This window comes from Micromonospora sp. L32 (assembly GCF_052068055.1).
GTDB classification, from domain to species: Bacteria; Actinomycetota; Actinomycetes; order Mycobacteriales; family Micromonosporaceae; genus Micromonospora; species Micromonospora purpureochromogenes.
The window spans coordinates 466,369-481,750 of the sequence record NZ_JBQHDD010000006.1 but is presented as its reverse complement, the minus strand read 5'-3'; the positions used below and the strand labels follow the sequence as shown (position 1 = coordinate 481,750).

Here is a 15,382-nt window from a genome sequence, read left to right as displayed (position 1 = left end):
ATGGGTCAGGTTCTGCTCGTACTGGTCATCGCGTTGACCGTGGCGGCGGTGGTGTTCGGGGTGACGGTGCTGGTCTCCGGCCGGGACGCCGGGCTGGCCCCGGCCGAGCCGGACGGCCGGGCCGTGCCGCTGCCGGGCAGCCGCCCGCTGCGCGAGGCGGACGTCGGCGAGGTCCGCTTCGACACCACGCTGCGCGGCTACCGGATGGCCCAGGTCGACCAGGCGATGCGCCGGGCGGCCTACGACATCGGCTACAAGGCCGAGCTGATCGGCGTGCTGGAGGCCGAGGTCGCGGCGCTGCGCGAGGGCCGGCTGGCCGACGCCGACGCGCTGCGCCGCGCCCGCGTGGAGGCGGCCGGCGACGCCCCGGCCACCGACCCCGGGTACGCCGAACTCGCGGGCGCCGCCGCGACACCGCCGGACGGGTCGACCGACGCGCCGCGGGACGTCGAGCCGAGCGCGGCGGCCCCGGACGGCATCCGGCCGCTCGACGTCGACGACGCCCGGCCGCTCGACGCCCCGGCCCTGCGCACCGCCGCCGCTGACGCCGGGGCCCCGCCGGAGGCGTCCGACGACGCCGCGCCCGCCCTGCGCACCGCGGCCGTGGACACCGACCCCCGCTCCGACGGCACCGACTCCGATGCCGACCCGGCCGGCGGGCGGCCCGGCGACAGGGTCCGCTCGGAGTCGCTGTGACCGGCCCGGAGGGCGTGGACGGCCTGCGTGAGGCCGCCCAGCCCGGGGCCGGCGAGTTCACCGCCACGGTGATCGTGGACGCCCCCGCCCCCCGGGTCTTCGCCGCGCTCACCGACTGGGAGCGGCAGTCCGAGTGGATCCCGTTCACCAGGGTCCGCGTCGTCGAGGGCGACGGCGGGGAGGGCACCCTGGTCGAGGCGGTCACCACGCTCGGACCGGCGGTGCTGCGCGACGAGATGCGGGTGGTCCGGGTCGACGCGCCGTACGAGGTCGGCGTCGTGCACTGCGGCAAGCTGCTCCGCGGTCCCGGCGTGCTGCGCTGCACCCCGCTGGCCCGGGACCGCACCCAGGTGGTCTGGCACGAGTGGTTCCACCTGCCCGGCGGGCCGGCCGGCCGGGTGGCGTGGCCGCTGCTCTGGCCGGGCTCCAAGGCGAGCCTCACCCTGGCGCTGAAGCGCTTCGCCCGGCTGGTCGAGCAGGGCCGGCTGCCCTGACCTCACCCGGGCCTGTCGGGGCCCTGCCCTACCGTGTACGCCGTGACTGACCTGGTGACCGGCCTCGACGGCCTGACCCGCTGCGCCTGGGGGTCGAGCACCCCGGACTACGCCGTCTACCACGACACCGAGTGGGGCCGGCCGCTGCGCGGCGACGACGCGCTCTACGAGCGGCTGACGCTGGAGGCGTTCCAGTCCGGCCTGTCCTGGCTGACCATCCTGCGCAAGCGCCCGGCGTTCCGGCTGGCCTTCGACGAGTTCCGGATCGAGCGGGTCGCCGGTTACGGCGAGGCCGACGTGGCCCGGCTGCTCGCCGACGCGGGGATCGTCCGCAACCGCGCCAAGATCGAGGCGGCGATCGCCAACGCGCGGGCCGCCCTGGAGCTGCCCGACGGGCTCTCCGCGCTGCTCTGGTCGTACGCGCCGCCGCCCCGGGCCGCCCGGCCGGAGTCGTTCGCCGAGGTCCCCGCCCTGACGCCGGAGTCCACCGCGATGGCCAAGGCCCTCAAGAAGAGCGGCTTCCGCTTCGTCGGCCCCACCACCGCGTACGCGCTGATGCAGGCCACCGGCATGGTCGACGATCACCTGGCCGGCTGCCACGTGGCCGCCGCCGAGGCGGCCCGTGATGAGATGGGGGCATGACCGCGACCGACCACCGCGCCAGCGGGACGACGGACGTCGACGGGCCGGCTGAGGGCGCCTGGGCGGTGCTCCTGCCGGCCGGCCGGTACGACGCCGAACGCCTCGTCCACCACGACACCCTGGAGCTGCCCGCCCCGGTCGGGGAGTCCCGGCCGCGTCCGGGTGACCCGGTGGCGGTGCTGGTGCCGGAGCCGCCCCGGCTGGTGGCCCTGGGTCGGGTGGCCCGCGCGGGTGCGGACTCGCTGGTCGTGACGTACACCCGGCGGGCCTTCGACGAGCCGGCCTCGGCCGACCAGGTGCCGGTCGCCGGGCCGGTCACCCCGCTCGACTCCGGGATCTACCGCGAGCTGGCCGACCGGCTCGGCCCGCCGCCGCTGCGCCGCACCTGGCTGGTCAGCCTGGACCTCCCGATCGAGGCGGACTCCCGGGCCGAGGCGGTCCGGCTCTTCTGGTCGTACGTGCAGGAGCTGGGCCCGGCCGAGCTGCCCGCGTTCGTCTCCCCGTCCGGCGACGAGTTGGCCATGCAGGCGTTCGTGCTGGGCGCCGAGGCGAACCAGGACCCGGAAGAGGACGACTGACCCGGTGAGCGCCGGCCGGCCCGGCGGACCGGGCCGGCGACAGCGCCGTCAGTGGCCCTCGAAGACCGGCCTGCGCTTCTCCACGAACGCCATCGTGGCGGCCTTGTGGTCGGCGGTGGCGCCGCAGATCGCCTGGGCCTGCGCCTCGGCGGCGAGGGCGTCGGCGAGGGTGCCCGCGTCGGCGATGGAGAGCTGACGCTTGATCGCCGCGTACGCGACGGTCGGGCCGGCGGCGAGCCGGGCGGCCAGCTCCTGCGCGGTCGGCAGCACCAGCTCGTCGTCGTCGACCAGCTTGTTGAGCAGGCCCAGCCGGCAGGCCTCCTCGGCGCCGACCGGCTCGGCGAGCATCAGCAGCTCGACGGCCTTGGCGTGGCCGACCAGCCGGGGCAGCGTCCAGGAGGCTCCGGTGTCGGCGGCCAGCCCCACCCCGGCGAACGCCATCAGGAACTTCGTCTTCGGGCCGCCGACCCGGAAGTCGGCGAGGAAGGCCAGCGAGGCGCCCGCCCCGGCCGCCATCCCGCGCACCGCGGCCACCACCGGCTTGGGCAGGCTGGCCAGCCGGGCGGCGATCGGGTTGTAGTGCGCCCGCACGGTGTCCAGCGGGTTCGTGGTGGTCGACTGGAGGGTCTGCACGTGCTCGCGCAGGTCCTGGCCGGCGCTGAACTGCCCGCCCGCGCCGGCCAGCACCACGGCCCGGCAGGAACGGTCGGCCTCCAGCTCGGCCAGGGTGTCCCGGAGCGCCTCCTTGAGCGCCACGTCGAGCGAGTTCATCGCCGTGGGGCGGTTCAGCGTCAGGGTGACCACGGCGTCGGTGCGGTCGACGAGCAGCGGCTCGGTCACGTTTCTAACGACCCTTCTGTCGGGCGATGCGGTTGCTGGCGTCGAGGCAGTGCTCGACGTACCGGTCGGCGGCCGGCCGCAGCCGGGCCGCGTGCCGGTCGAAGAAGCTGGCCGCGGCGGTGCCGGGCCAGCGCTCCGGGAGCAGCGCCGGGGGCAGCTGCGGGTCCCGGAACAGGAAGGTACGCCACGCGTGCACCAGCCGGAACCGGGCCGCGTAGGCCTCCTCGTCGCCGCTGCGCACGGTCACCCCGGACAGCAGCGGCCGCTGCTCGGCGACGAACCGCTCGTACGCGTGCCCGATCTCGGTGAGGTCCCAGGCCCGGCGGACCACCCCCATCGCGCCCGGCGTGCCGGCGGCGTGCGCGGCGGTGAACCGCTCGTAGCGCACGCCCGCCTCCTCCAGGAGCAGGTCCACGTCCTCGCTCGCCCGGGTGGCCACCCAGGTGTGCTCGTCGAGGGTGCCGTAGCCCAGGAAGGCCAGGTTGGCGGCGAGGCGCTGCCGGTCCCGCCGGGCGGTCGGGGTCTGGAGCACCAGGAGGTCGAACCGGCCGTCCCAGGTGACCCGGCCGGTGCGGTAGATCCGGGCGCCCGCCTCGTCGAGTCGCCGGGCGGCCTTCGGTGTGATCGAATATCCCGGTCCGGTGGCCAGCCGGAGCGGGTCCAACCAGCCCTGGCGGACCATTCGGGAGACCGCGGTGCGCACGGCCGGAGGAGCGATCCCGAGCGGCGCCAGCAGCTTGACCAGGGCGGCGACCGGTGCACGGCCACCCCTCGGTCGGAGGTAGTCGCCGTACAGGTCGAAGAGTGCCGACCGTGCCTGCATGACCGCACATTGTGACAGGCCTTCTCAAGATAAGCTAGATGCTGTTACATCAATGCTGCTTCGGTTTGGGTCCGGCGGTGTTCATCAGGGAAAATCGTTGGTCGACACCTCCGCGTACGTTGCGGATGGTCGTGACGAAGTGGCTGTGGGGCAACCCACCGACCCTGATACAGGTCTGAGGGGAGACAACATGGCGGCGATGAAGCCGCGGACGGGCGACGGTCCGCTGGAAGTCACCAAGGAGGGCCGGGGCATCGTCATGCGGGTCCCGCTGGAGGGCGGTGGCCGGCTCGTCGTCGAGATGACTCCCGACGAGGCCAATGCACTGGGTGACGCACTGAAGGCGGCCGCCGGCTGATCGACCGACAGGCCGCGCGGCGACGCGCGGGCGGTTCGTCGTATCCCTGAGCCACCGGCCACGGCCGGTGGCTCAGGGTCTTCACCTGTGTACGCGGGTGGCCAGGCCCCGCACCACGATCCTTTCCCGGAGGTACGGTCCAGCGTGCTCGCCATCCGCCTGTCAGCCGGTCCGGACCGGCTCGACACCCTCGTCCTGCCCGTCCGCGCCGCGGCCGACACCGACGGGGGCGACACCCCGGCGACGCTGGCCCCGACCGGGCCGGCCCTGCCCGACGAGGTGCTGGCGGAGGCGACCGCCCTGCTGCCGGCCACCCGGCTGACCGGCCGGGCCGGTGAGACGTACGCGCACCTGCGACCGGCCCGCACCCCGGCCCGGCTGCTGCTGCTCGGCATCGGCGACGGTGCCGACCGGGCCTGGCGGGCCGCCGGGGCGGCGTTGACCCGCGCCGGCAAGGATGAGACGCACATCACGTTTTCGGTGCCGACCGGGACCGGCGCGGAGGCGGTCCGCGCCCTCGTCGAGGGGCTGCTGCTCGCCTCCTACCGGTTCCGGATGACCGAGGCCGGCGAGCCGCCCGCGCTGACCGGGGTGGACCTGCTGGTCGACGACCCGGACGCGTACCGCGACGCGGTCGAGGTCGCCGAGACCACCGCCCGGATGACCCGGCTCGCCCGGGACCTCACCAACACCCCGTCCTCGGTGAAGAACCCGCAGTGGTTCGTCGCGCAGGTCGAGGCCGCCGCAGCCGACCAGCCCCACCTGCACCTGCGGGTACGCGGGCCCGAGGAGCTGGCCGCCGAGGGCTTCGGCGGCATCCTCGCCGTCGGCGGCGGCTCGGCGAGCACCCCCCGCCTGGTGGAGCTGGACTGGCGGCCCGTCGACGCCCGCACCCACGTGGTGCTGGTCGGCAAGGGGATCACCTTTGACACCGGCGGCATCTCGATCAAGCCGGTGCCGGCGATGAAGCTGATGCGCAAGGACATGGCCGGGGCGGCCGCGGTGGTCGCGGCGACGCTGGGCGCGGCCGCGCTGCGGCTGCCGGTGCGGATCACCACGCTCGCCCCGCTGGCCGAGAACATGGTCAGCGGGTCGGCCTTCCGTCCCGGCGACATCGTCCGCCACTACGGCGGCCTGACCAGCGAGACCACCAACTCCGACGCCGAGGGCCGGCTGGTCCTCGCCGACGCGCTGGCCTACGCGGTCCGGGAACTCCAGCCGGACCTGCTGATCGACCTGGCCACCCTGACCGGTGCCAACGCGGTCGCGCTCGGCAAGCGCACCGGCGCCCTCTACAGCGAGAACGACCAGCTCGCCGCCGACCTGCTGGCCGCCGTCGACGCCGCCGGCGAGGCCGCCTGGCGGATGCCGCTGGCCGCCGACTACGTCGAGCACCTCGGCAGTGACCTGGCGGACCTGCACAGCTCGCCCGCCGTCGGTGCCGGCTCGGTGACCGCCGCGCTCTACCTGCGCGAGTTCACCGGCGACCTGCGCGACCGGTGGTTGCACATCGACATGTCCGCGCCGTCCTGGGCCGACGGCGACGACGCCGAACTGACCCGGGGCGCGACCGGCTGGGGCGTACGCGGGCTGCTGCGCTGGCTGGCGACGCTGGACTGAGCCGGCGGTCCCGGCCGGCGCGCGGCGGACGCCGGCCCGGGCGGTCGGCGTCGGGTCAGCACTTCACGGCGGCGAGCAGGCCGTGCCCCACCGGCAGCAGCGCCGGGATCCAGTGCTCGGACTCCCGCAGCGCCTTGATCGTCTCGCGGACGGTCACCGTCTCGGCGTCCCGCGCGGCCGGGTCGCCGATCCGCCCGCCGGCCAGGGTGCCGTTGAGGGCCAGCACCCCGCCGGGTCGCAGCAGCCGCAGGGCGGCGTCGACGTACGCGGCGAAGCCGGTCGCCTCGGCGTCGACGAAGACCAGGTCGTAGGCGCCGTCCGCGAGCCGGGGCAGCACGTCCAGCGCCCGGCCGGTGATGATCCGGGTACGCCCCGACGGAAAGCCGGCCTCGACGAAGATGCGCCGGGCGATCCGCTGGTGCTCGACCTCCAGGTCGATGGTGGTGAGCACGCCGTCGGCCCGCATCCCGCGCAGCAGCCAGAGGCCGCTGACCCCGGTGCCGGTGCCGATCTCCACCACCGCCCGGGCGTTGCCGGCGGCGGCGAGCAGGCGCAGCGCCGCCCCGGCCCCGGGCGTCACCGCGTCGAGGCCCACCTCCCGGGCGAGGCTGCGGGCGGTCCGCAGGACGAGGTCCTCGCCGACGTACGACTCGGCGAACTGCAGCGCCTGCGCCGTCGGAGTGCCGGAATTGGCGACCGTGGCGATGGGACACCTCCGGGCGGCGGGAGTGGTGCGGGGGGCGGGTTGGCGGTATGAGCCTAGAGGCGAGCCTTCCGGCGCGCAGCCGCGCCGTCCGCCGTCGACGATCACGCCCGGCAAGAGCTGATGCCATCCGGCTCATCCGTGCAATCCTGGAAGCGGTATCCCTCGTTTCGCGACGGCCGCCGCACCACGCGGCACGGGGGGTCGGGGGACGGACTGGGAGGCACCGACGTGACCGACGGCTGGGACTGGCGCCAGCCCGGCGGGACTCCGGCATCGGCGGGACCGCCGGCCGGGGCGACGCCGGTGGGGCCGCCTACGGCGCCGCACGGCGCCCCGGGCGGGACGACATCGCCCTGGTGGTCCGACGCGTTGGCCGACCCGTGGCGTGACCCGTACGCGCCGGCCGCCGTGGTCATCCCGGGCGCGCCCGACGCCGGGGCCGCGCCGGAACCGGTCAGTGACCCGGACGCCCCGGGCCGCCCGAGACTGCGCCAGCTGCTGCTCGTCCCGTTGATCACCGCGCTGCTCGCCGGGTCCCTCGGCGGAGCCCTCGGGTACGCCTTCGCGGTCCGCGGCGGGGCCGGTGGCGGGGTGGTGCTCGGCGCCCGACCGGCCGAGGCGCCGGGCCTGGCCCAGCGTCGCCCCGAGTCGCTGGCCGGGGTCGCCGAGAAGGTCCTGCCCAGCGTGGTGACCGTGCGGGTGTCCAGCCTGGGCGGGGTGAGCGAGGGCTCGGGCTTCATCGCCAGCGCCGACGGGCACGTGATCACCAACGACCACGTGGTCTCCGGCGCCACCGGCCGGGCCTCGGTGGTCTTCAACGACGGCAGCACCGCGCCGGCAACCGTCGTCGGCCAGGACCCGGAGTCGGACATCGCCGTGATCAAGGTCAGCCGCACCGGGCTGCGTCCGGTGGAGTTCGGCGACTCCGACGCGCTGGCGGTCGGCGACCCGGTGCTCGCCTTCGGCTCGCCGCTCTCGCTGGCCAACACCGTCACCGCCGGCATCGTCAGCGCCCTGGACCGCACCATGCAGGCCGGGGAGCCCGGCGGCCCGGTCCGCTACTACGCGGCGATCCAGACCGACGCGGCGGTCAACCACGGCAACTCCGGCGGCCCGCTGGTCGACTCCGCCGGCCGGGTGATCGGGGTCAACTCCACGATCAAGTCACTGGTCGCCGAGGGGCAGGAGGCGGGCAACATCGGCCTCGCCTTCGCCATCCCGATCAACCAGGCCAAGCGGATCACGCAGGACATCATCGGCACCGGCAAGGCCCGCCGTACGGTGATCGGCGCGCAGGTGGGCGGCGCCGGCACGGTTACCGGCGGCGCCGGCGTACGGCTGGCGGCGGTGGAGCCGTCCGGGCCGGCGGCCGGCGCGGGGCTGAAGGCCGGGGACGTCATCCTCAAGCTGAACGGCCGCCCGATGACCGAGCCGACCGACCTGATCGCGCTGGTGCGCAAGTTCGCCCCGGGATCCGTGGTGACGGTGGAGTACCGGCGGGGGTCGGCCCGGCAGAACACCTCGGTGACGCTCGCCGCAGACGCCAAGTGAGGACCGGTCACCCCCTCCCGGCCGGGCACCCGACGTGCGTAGTCTTGCCTTGACGCCGACGAGGAGGCCCCAGCAGTGCTCGACAACCTGAACTGGTGGGAGATCGGTGCGCTGTTGCTCCTGGCGCTGCTGATCTTCGGTGACCGGCTGCCCAACGTCATCAACGACGGCCTGCGGATGGTCCGGAACCTGCGCGGCATGGCCCGCAACGCGACCGGCGACCTGAGCCGCGAGTTGGGCACCGACATCCAGTTGGAGGACCTGCACCCCAAGGCGTTCATCCGCAAGCACCTGCTCAGCGAAGAGGACGAGCAGGCGATCCGGAAGCCGTTGCAGGGCGTCTACGACAACCTGCGGGCGGACGTGACCGGCGTGCACAACGAGCTCAAGGACGTCGCCGACGCCGCCGACCCGCGCGGCAGGGGCGGCCGCAAGGCCACCGCCACGGGCGGCGCGCCCGCCCCGGCCCCCCGCCCCAGCTACGACGACGCCACCTGACGCGTCCCGCACTCCCCACCCGCACCACGCCCACGGGTCGCGCGCGCTTCGCGCACCCGACCCCGGCATGGCGCGCAGCGTGCACATTCAGAGAAAGAGTGGCCTCCCGAGCGCGGAAGGCCACTCTTTCTCTGTATCTGGGCGGATCTTGGGGCGCGCGGAGCGCGCGGGTGGGGTGGGTCGTCAGCGGCCGGCGGGCTTGAGGCCGAGGGGCTTGCCGAGGAGGGACTCGCGGCGGACGGCGAGGCGGTCGGCGATCTGGGCCAGCGCCTTCGAGGCCGGGGCGTCCGGCTCGGCCAGCACGATCGGGTTGCCGGCGTCGCCGCCCTCGCGTACCCGGGTGTCGAGCGGGATCTGACCCAGCAGCGGCACCTGCGCGCCGATCGTCCGGCTCAGCGAGTCGGCCACGGCCTGGCCGCCACCGGCGCCGAAGACCTCCATCCGCGAGCCGTCGGGCAGCTCCAGCCAGGCCATGTTCTCGATGACGCCGACGACCCGCTGGTGGGTCTGCAGGGCGATCGCGCCGGCCCGCTCGGCGACCTCGGCGGCCGCGGCCTGCGGCGTGGTCACCACCAGGATCTCGGCGTTCGGCAGCAGCTGGGCGACCGAGATGGCGATGTCGCCGGTGCCCGGGGGCAGGTCGAGCAGGAGCACGTCCAGGTCGCCCCAGTAGACGTCGCCGAGGAACTGCTGGAGCGCCCGGTGCAGCATCGGGCCGCGCCACACCACGGCGGCGTTGCCCGGGGTGAACATGCCGATCGAGATCACCTTCACGCCGTGCGCCTGCGGCGGCATGATCATGTCCTCGACCCGGGTCGGGCGGCCGTCCGCGCCGAGCATCCGGGGCACCGAGTGGCCGTAGATGTCCGCGTCGACCACGCCGACCGAGAGGCCCCGGGCGGCCAGCGCGGCGGCCAGGTTGACCGTCACGCTCGACTTGCCGACGCCACCCTTGCCGCTGGCCACCGCGTACACCCGGGTCCGGGAGCCGGGCTGGGCGAACGGGATCACCGGCTCCGCGGTGGCGTTGCCGCCGCGCAGCTTCGACTGGAGCTCCTGGCGCTGCTCGGGGCTCATCACGCCGAACTCGATCTCGACGCCCGTCACGCCGGGGACCGCCCCCACGGCGGCGGTGATGTCGGAGCGCAGCTTGTCCTTCAGCGGGCAGCCGGCGACGGTGAGCAGCAGCTCGACCCGTACGACGCCGTCCTCGCCGGCCACGGCGGAGCGGACCATGCCGAGGTCCGTGATCGGGCGGCGGATCTCCGGGTCGTTGACTGTGGCCAGGGCGGCCTGGATCGCGTCGGAGATGGTGCTGACGGGAGCTGACATGCCCGCAATGCTACGTCGGGGGTGATCCGTCGCCGCCGCCAGCGGGGCCGGTGTGAGCGAATCGATGGCCCCTCCGGCGGACCCGGGCCCCCGTCGGTCAGCCCTCCGGCCGGCCGTCGCGGGCGTAGTCGCCGTCCAGGTCGTCGCGGGGCTCGTCGAGGCCCTCGCCGCCTCGCCGCACGGCCTTCTCCTGCTGCCGGCGTTCCAGCCGCTGCCGGCGCTGGGCCGCCTCGTCCAGTTCCTCGGCCAGCCGGGCCAGCTCGGAGCGGAGGAAGTCCCGGGTCGCCACCTCGCCCATGGCGATCCGCAGCGCGGCGATCTCCCGGGTCAGGTACTCCGTGTCGGCCTTCTGCAGGGTGGCCCGCCGCCGGTCCTCCTCCAGCGCCACCCGGTCCCGGTCGGCCTGCCGGTTCTGCGCGAGCAGGATCAGCGGGGCCGCGTACGAGGCCTGCAACGACAGGATCAGGGTGAGGAAGGTGAAGGTGTACGGGTCGAAGCGCAGGTGCGCCGGGGCCAGGGTGTTCCAGCCGAACCAGAGCGCGATGACCACCGTCATGTAGACGATGAAGTTCGCCGTGCCCATGCCCCGGGCGATCCCCTCGGACCACCGGCCGAAGGCCTCCGGGTCGAACCGGGGCAGCTTGACGCCCCGGGGCTCGCGCGGCTGGTCCAGTCGCTCGGCCCGTCGCTGGTCAGCCATCAGCGCTGTCCGTCCCCTCGGCGGGGGCCGGGGCCGGTACGGCGTCCCGGTCCCGCCAGTCGCGCGGCAGCGAGTGGTCGAGCACGTCGTCGACCGTGACCGCGCCGACCAGCCGGTTGTTGCGGTCCACCACCGGCATCGCCACCAGGTCGTAGGTGGCCATCCGGCGGGTGATCTCCGGCAGGGGGGTGGTCGGCCGCAACGGGTCGATGTCGTTGACCACCACCCCGCCGAGCATCTCCGCCGGCGGCTCCCGGAGCAGCCGCTGGAAGTGCACCATGCCCAGGTAACGGCCGGTGGGCGTGGTCATCGGCGCGCGGGCCACGAACACCTGGGCCGCGACGGCCGGGGAGAGCTGCTCCTCCCGGATCCGGGCGAGCGCCTCCGCGACGGTGGCGTCCGGCGGCAGGATCACCGGCTCGGAGGTCATCACGCTGCCCGCCGTACCGGAGGCGTAGCGCAGCAGCTGGCGGACCGGGTCGGCCTCGTTCGGCTCCATCAGGTCCAGCAGTACGTCCTGCTCCGGCGGCGGCAGCTCGTTGAGCAGGTCGGCGGCGTCGTCCGGGTCCATCTCCTCCAGCACGTCGGCGGCCCGTTCCCGGTCCAGCGCGGCGAGGATCTCCACCTGGTCGTGCTCGGGCAGCTCGCTGAGCACGTCGGCGAGGCGTTCGTCGTCCAGCGCCGCCGCGACCTCGTTGCGCCGCGCGTCGGGCAGGTCCTGCAGGGCGTTGGCCAGGTCGGCGGGGCGCATGTCCTCCAGCACGGCGAGCAGGTTGGCCGTACCCCGGTTGGCGGCGATGCCGCTCAGCCCGCGCACCCGGTCCCACTCGACCTGGTGCAGGTGGCCGCGGCGGGTGAGCCGGCCGGTCTGCTCGCGGACGGCGACCCGGGACAGCGACCACTCGCCACCCCGGCTGCACTCCATCGCCACGTCGACCACCGCGCCCGGCTGGCCGCCCGGTTCGAGCTGGACCCGCCGGTCCAGCAGCTCCTGGAGCACCAGCAGCTCGTTGGGGCGCTTCTCGAAGCGGCGCAGGTTGAGGGTGCCGGTGCCGAGCACCACCGCGTCCGCGTCGATGGTGGTGATCCGGTTGATGGACAGGAAGATCCGCCGGCGCATCGGCATCTCGGCGACCAGACCCACCACCTCGGGGGGACGTTGGGTCGCACGGATCCGGGCCACCGCGTCACGGACCCGACCCACCTGGTCGCCGTTCGGGTCGAAGACGGCGACTCCGGCGAGTCGGGCGATGTAGACCCGGTTCGGCGTGCTCACGGGCACCAGCCTAAGCGCCTAGTGTTTATCAACATGTCGACCTTGGCCTACGAGATCGTGGACGTCTTCACCGATCGCCCGTTCGCCGGCAACCCGCTGGCCGTGGTGTTCGGCGCCGAAGGGCTCGCCACCGAACAGATGCAGGCGCTCGCGCTGGAGTTCAACCTCTCGGAAACGGTGTTCGTGCTGCCGCCCACCCAGGTCGGGGCCACCTACCGGGCCCGGATCTTCACCCCGGCCGCGGAGTTGCCGTTCGCCGGGCACCCCAGCGTCGGCGCGGCGGTCACCGCCAGCCGGCGCGGCATGTTCGGTGTGGGCAGTATCACCCAGGAGTGCGGTGCCGGGGTGCTGCCGATCGAGGTCGGCGAGACCGGTGCCACCCTGACCGGCGGCACCCCCACCCTCGGGCCGGAGCTGGACCCGGAGCCGCTGCTGGAGATGGCCGGCCTCACCGCCGACGACCACGCCGGCCCGGCGCCCCGGGTGGCCGGCTGCGGGCTGGAGTTCCCCTACCTTCCGGTCCGCCCGGACGCGGTGGCCCGCGCCAAGGTCAACGCGGCGGCGGCGGAACGGTACGGGGTGGAGCATGTCAGCGTCTTCTCCTGGGACGCCGAGACGCAAACCGCGCACGCCCGCGTCTTCGTGCCCGGGCTCGGCGTGCCGGAGGACCCGGCGACCGGCTCGGCCGCCCTCGGGCTCGGCGTCTGGCTGGTCGCCAGCGGGCTGCTCCCCGGCGACGGGCGCTCCGAGTACGCGGTCCGCCAGGGCATCGAGATCCACCGCCCGTCGGCGCTGGCCTGCACGGTGACCGCGGCCGACGGGGCGGCGGTCGGCGCCACCGTCTCCGGTCAGGTCATGGCGGTGGCCCGGGGCGAGATCCTGGTCCCGCCGTTCGTCGGTTGACCGGTGACCGCACGCCCCACGTACGAGAGGATGCCGGTGTGACGGACGAGGTGGACGACCCGATGTCGACGCCCCTGGTCGACGAGGCGATGAAGAAGGCGGCCGTGGCCTGGGTGAGCGTCGGCGACGGCCCGGCGCTGGCGCTGTGGTGCGTGCCGCTGGAGGGGTCGCTCTTCGTGGTCAGCGGGCCGGGCGAGCAGTCCGCGCCCGGGCTGGCCGAGGCGGCGCAGGCGCGGGTGACCCTGCGCGGCGACCACGGCGGGCGGATCGTGACCTGGCCGGCCCAGGTGACCCGGTTGGCGCCGGCCACCGAGGCGTGGGAGACCTCCGCCCCGCTGGTGGCGGCGAAGCGGCTGAACGCCTCCGGACCCACCGCCGACCTGGTGGCCCGCTGGGCGGCCGACGGCTGCGCGCTGACCCGGCTCGCCCCGGCCGGCGCGCCGGACGCCGGCACGGACCTGCCGGCCGACTCGCTGGCCGAGGTGCCGCGCGAGACTCCCGCCGTGCGCGCCACCCGCAAACCGTTCCGCCTGCACAAGGTCCGCCGCCGTTGAGCGGCTGTCGGGAAACCTCGCCCGGTGTTTCCCGACAGCCGCTGAGCGCTCAGCAACCCACCGGCACCGCGTCGACCAGCTCGACCACCTCGCTCAGCGAGCCGACGACCGGGCCGTCCCAGTCCGGCTCGGCGTCGAAGACCAGGTGACCGGCCAGGTCGGGGGCGACCAGCCGCACGGCGGTCATCCCCGCCCGCTGCGCACCGGTCAGCTCCCGGCTGCCACCGTCACCGACGTAGAGGCAGTCCTCGGGCCGCACGGCGAGCCGACGGCAGGCGGCCAGGTAGAGCGCCGGGTCCGGCTTGCACCGGCCGACGTGGACGGAGAAGACCCGCGCGTCGAGCAGCGGGGCGACGGCCAGCTGCGGCAGGAACGCCGGCAGCTCGTGGGTGCAGTCGCTGACCACGCCGGTGCGGATGCCCCGCTCCCGCAGCGCGGCGAGCGCGGGTACCGCGTCGTCGCGCAGCCGGGTGTCGGCGCGTACCGCCCGGTGCCGGGAGGCCACCGCAGCCCGGATGGCGTCGTCGGAGGGGTGGACGCCGGCCTGGACGCAGACCCAGCGCAGCGTCGCCTCGGCGTTGCCGTGCCGGCCGCTGGCCCGCTGGTAGAAGGTGCGGTCGAGGACCGCGGCGAGCGTGTCGACGGGACAACCGAGCAGGTCGGCGGTGGTTTCGTGGGCGGGGCCGCGCTGGACGCAGCGGGTCAGGGTGCCGAAGAAGTCGAACAGCACCGCAGGGTACCTGGGCATGGGAAAGCGCCTCCGGACGTCGAGGGATCGCCGGCGCGGACGCGCATGATCGTAACGGAGCGTTGACGCTGAGTGGTGTCCAAAGTTGTGTGAGTATTGCTCTCCGTGTCCCCCACCCCGCACCGCCCGACGGTGGACCCGCTGACCGTCGGCGTCCTCGCGCTCGCCGTCGCCGCCGTCTCCTCCTCCGCCCCGCTGATCGCCTTCGCCGCGGCCCCGGCGCTGGCCGTCGCGTTCTGGCGCAACCTGCTCTCGGTCGCCGTGCTCGGCCCGTTCTCGCTGGCCCGCCGCCGGGCCGAGTTCCGGGCGCTGACCGTGGGGGCGGGCCGGCGGGAGGGCTGGTACTGCGTGCTCTCCGGCGTGGCGCTGGCCGCCCACTTCGCCACCTGGATGCCGAGCGCGCAGCTCACCTCGGTCGCCGCGGCCACCGCGCTCGGCGCCACCCAGCCGATCTGGCAGGGGCTGATCGCCCGCTGGCAGGGCCGGCACCTGCCGTACGCCGTCTGGGTCGGCATCGCGGTGGCCGTGACGGGCGCGGTGCTCGCCACCGGGGCGGACGTCGCCGTCTCCGGACGGGCCTTCGCCGGGGACCTGCTGGCGATCACCGGCGGCCTGTTCGCCGCGGTCTACACCGCGTTCGGCGAGCGCGCCCGGGCCACCATCAGCACCACCACCTACACCACCATCTGCTACGGGGTGTGCGCGCTGATCCTGCTGGTGGTGTGCCTGGTCGGCGGCGTGCCACTGCGCGGGTACGACTCCGCGACCTGGCTGGCCATCCTCGGCCTCGTCGCCGGCGCCCAGCTGCTCGGGCACTCGATGTTCAACTACGCCCTGCGCCGCGTGTCGGCCACCACGGTCAGCGTGCTGATCCTGCTGGAGGCGCCCGGCGCCGCCCTGATCGGCTGGGTCTGGCTCGCTCAGCTGCCCCGCCCGCTCGCCCTGCCCGGGCTGGCCCTGCTGCTGGTCGGGGTGGCCGTGGTGGTGCTCGGTGGCGCCCGTGCCGGCCGCCGCCCCGCACCGGCCCCGGTCCCCGCCGACGCCGCCCCGCCGGCGGCCTGAC

At 74.9% G+C, this 15,382-nt stretch carries 18 protein-coding genes; 11 read left to right on the top strand and 7 right to left on the bottom strand.

Features of this window, described 5'->3' with window-relative positions; all coding sequences use genetic code 11:
* From ACTMTB_RS19660 to ACTMTB_RS19645, 4 genes are read left to right on the top strand one after another with little or no spacing between them, the layout of a single operon-like run.
* The gene (locus tag ACTMTB_RS19660; protein ID WP_441147531.1) at positions 1–696 is read left to right on the top strand and encodes a DivIVA domain-containing protein; all 696 of its coding nucleotides are present in this window, start codon (positions 1–3) and stop codon (positions 694–696) included.
* Positions 693–1,190 carry an SRPBCC family protein gene (locus ACTMTB_RS19655; RefSeq protein ID WP_357612772.1) on the top strand — a complete coding sequence of 166 codons (498 nt, stop codon included), beginning with the start codon at positions 693–695 and terminating at the stop codon, positions 1,188–1,190. The genes ACTMTB_RS19660 and ACTMTB_RS19655 overlap by 4 nt, the downstream gene beginning before the upstream one ends.
* A 42-nt stretch (positions 1,191–1,232) precedes the next feature.
* Positions 1,233–1,832 (top strand): DNA-3-methyladenine glycosylase I, encoded by a 600-nt coding sequence (locus ACTMTB_RS19650; RefSeq protein WP_441147529.1) that lies wholly within the window; start codon positions 1,233–1,235, stop codon positions 1,830–1,832.
* Positions 1,829–2,410 carry a hypothetical protein gene (locus tag ACTMTB_RS19645; protein WP_441147527.1) on the top strand — a complete coding sequence of 194 codons (582 nt, stop codon included), beginning with the start codon at positions 1,829–1,831 and terminating at the stop codon, positions 2,408–2,410. The genes ACTMTB_RS19650 and ACTMTB_RS19645 overlap by 4 nt, the downstream gene beginning before the upstream one ends.
* Positions 2,411–2,458: 48 nt before the next feature.
* Here the strand turns inward: ACTMTB_RS19645 and ACTMTB_RS19640 are convergent, their stop codons facing one another.
* Entirely contained in the window at positions 2,459–3,250 is a 792-nt protein-coding gene (locus tag ACTMTB_RS19640; protein WP_441147525.1) for an enoyl-CoA hydratase/isomerase family protein, read from the bottom strand.
* A gap of 4 nt (positions 3,251–3,254) precedes the next feature.
* A complete protein-coding gene (locus ACTMTB_RS19635; protein ID WP_088964130.1) occupies positions 3,255–4,073 on the bottom strand; it encodes a PaaX family transcriptional regulator in 819 nt (272 codons plus the stop codon).
* Positions 4,074–4,263: 190 nt separating this feature from the next.
* Here ACTMTB_RS19635 and ACTMTB_RS19630 point away from each other — a divergent pair, with 190 nt between their 5' ends.
* Positions 4,264–4,431, top strand: a complete 168-nt coding sequence (locus tag ACTMTB_RS19630) for a DUF3117 domain-containing protein (protein ID WP_007455245.1) — start codon at positions 4,264–4,266, stop codon at positions 4,429–4,431.
* A 144-nt stretch (positions 4,432–4,575) separates the two neighbouring features.
* Positions 4,576–6,051, top strand: coding sequence for a leucyl aminopeptidase family protein (locus tag ACTMTB_RS19625; RefSeq protein ID WP_441147519.1), 1,476 nt, complete (start codon positions 4,576–4,578; stop codon positions 6,049–6,051).
* Between the two features lie 55 nt (positions 6,052–6,106).
* On the opposite strand, the gene ACTMTB_RS19620 is transcribed toward ACTMTB_RS19625, so the two are convergent.
* Complete coding sequence (locus tag ACTMTB_RS19620; protein WP_441147661.1) at positions 6,107–6,715, bottom strand: O-methyltransferase; 609 nt, start codon at positions 6,713–6,715, stop codon at positions 6,107–6,109.
* Positions 6,716–6,970: 255 nt separating this feature from the next.
* On the opposite strand from ACTMTB_RS19620, the gene ACTMTB_RS19615 reads away from it, so the two are divergent.
* Together ACTMTB_RS19615 and ACTMTB_RS19610 are read left to right on the top strand one after the other, a co-directional pair.
* Complete coding sequence (locus ACTMTB_RS19615) at positions 6,971–8,308, top strand: trypsin-like peptidase domain-containing protein (RefSeq protein ID WP_441147659.1); 1,338 nt, start codon at positions 6,971–6,973, stop codon at positions 8,306–8,308.
* A 75-nt stretch (positions 8,309–8,383) separates the two neighbouring features.
* A complete protein-coding gene (locus ACTMTB_RS19610) occupies positions 8,384–8,806 on the top strand; it encodes a preprotein translocase subunit TatB (protein WP_088964127.1) in 423 nt (140 codons plus the stop codon).
* Between the two features lie 183 nt (positions 8,807–8,989).
* On the opposite strand, the gene ACTMTB_RS19605 is transcribed toward ACTMTB_RS19610, so the two are convergent.
* From ACTMTB_RS19605 to ACTMTB_RS19595, 3 genes are all read right to left on the bottom strand, one after another.
* Positions 8,990–10,138 (bottom strand): Mrp/NBP35 family ATP-binding protein, encoded by a 1,149-nt coding sequence (locus ACTMTB_RS19605; RefSeq protein ID WP_441147517.1) that lies wholly within the window; start codon positions 10,136–10,138, stop codon positions 8,990–8,992.
* A gap of 97 nt (positions 10,139–10,235) precedes the next feature.
* Entirely contained in the window at positions 10,236–10,838 is a 603-nt protein-coding gene (locus tag ACTMTB_RS19600) for a DUF1003 domain-containing protein (protein ID WP_154939861.1), read from the bottom strand.
* Positions 10,831–12,114: a magnesium transporter MgtE N-terminal domain-containing protein gene (locus tag ACTMTB_RS19595; RefSeq protein ID WP_441147515.1), complete on the bottom strand. Its 1,284-nt coding sequence runs from the start codon at positions 12,112–12,114 to the stop codon at positions 10,831–10,833. The genes ACTMTB_RS19600 and ACTMTB_RS19595 overlap by 8 nt, the downstream gene beginning before the upstream one ends.
* Positions 12,115–12,147: 33 nt before the next feature.
* Between ACTMTB_RS19595 and ACTMTB_RS19590 the strand changes: the two genes are divergently transcribed.
* Together ACTMTB_RS19590 and ACTMTB_RS19585 are read left to right on the top strand one after the other, a co-directional pair.
* Positions 12,148–13,017, top strand: coding sequence for a PhzF family phenazine biosynthesis protein (locus ACTMTB_RS19590; RefSeq protein ID WP_441147513.1), 870 nt, complete (start codon positions 12,148–12,150; stop codon positions 13,015–13,017).
* A 62-nt stretch (positions 13,018–13,079) separates the two neighbouring features.
* On the top strand, positions 13,080–13,571 hold the full coding sequence (locus ACTMTB_RS19585) for a hypothetical protein (RefSeq protein WP_441147658.1): 492 nt from the start codon (positions 13,080–13,082) through the stop codon (positions 13,569–13,571).
* Between the two features lie 49 nt (positions 13,572–13,620).
* Here ACTMTB_RS19585 and ACTMTB_RS19580 read toward each other — a convergent pair whose 3' ends face one another.
* Complete coding sequence (locus ACTMTB_RS19580) at positions 13,621–14,319, bottom strand: HAD family hydrolase (RefSeq protein ID WP_441147511.1); 699 nt, start codon at positions 14,317–14,319, stop codon at positions 13,621–13,623.
* Between the two features lie 96 nt (positions 14,320–14,415).
* Between ACTMTB_RS19580 and ACTMTB_RS19575 the strand changes: the two genes are divergently transcribed.
* The gene (locus ACTMTB_RS19575) at positions 14,416–15,381 is read left to right on the top strand and encodes a DMT family transporter (protein ID WP_441147509.1); all 966 of its coding nucleotides are present in this window, start codon (positions 14,416–14,418) and stop codon (positions 15,379–15,381) included.
* Position 15,382: the final 1 nt, after the last annotated feature.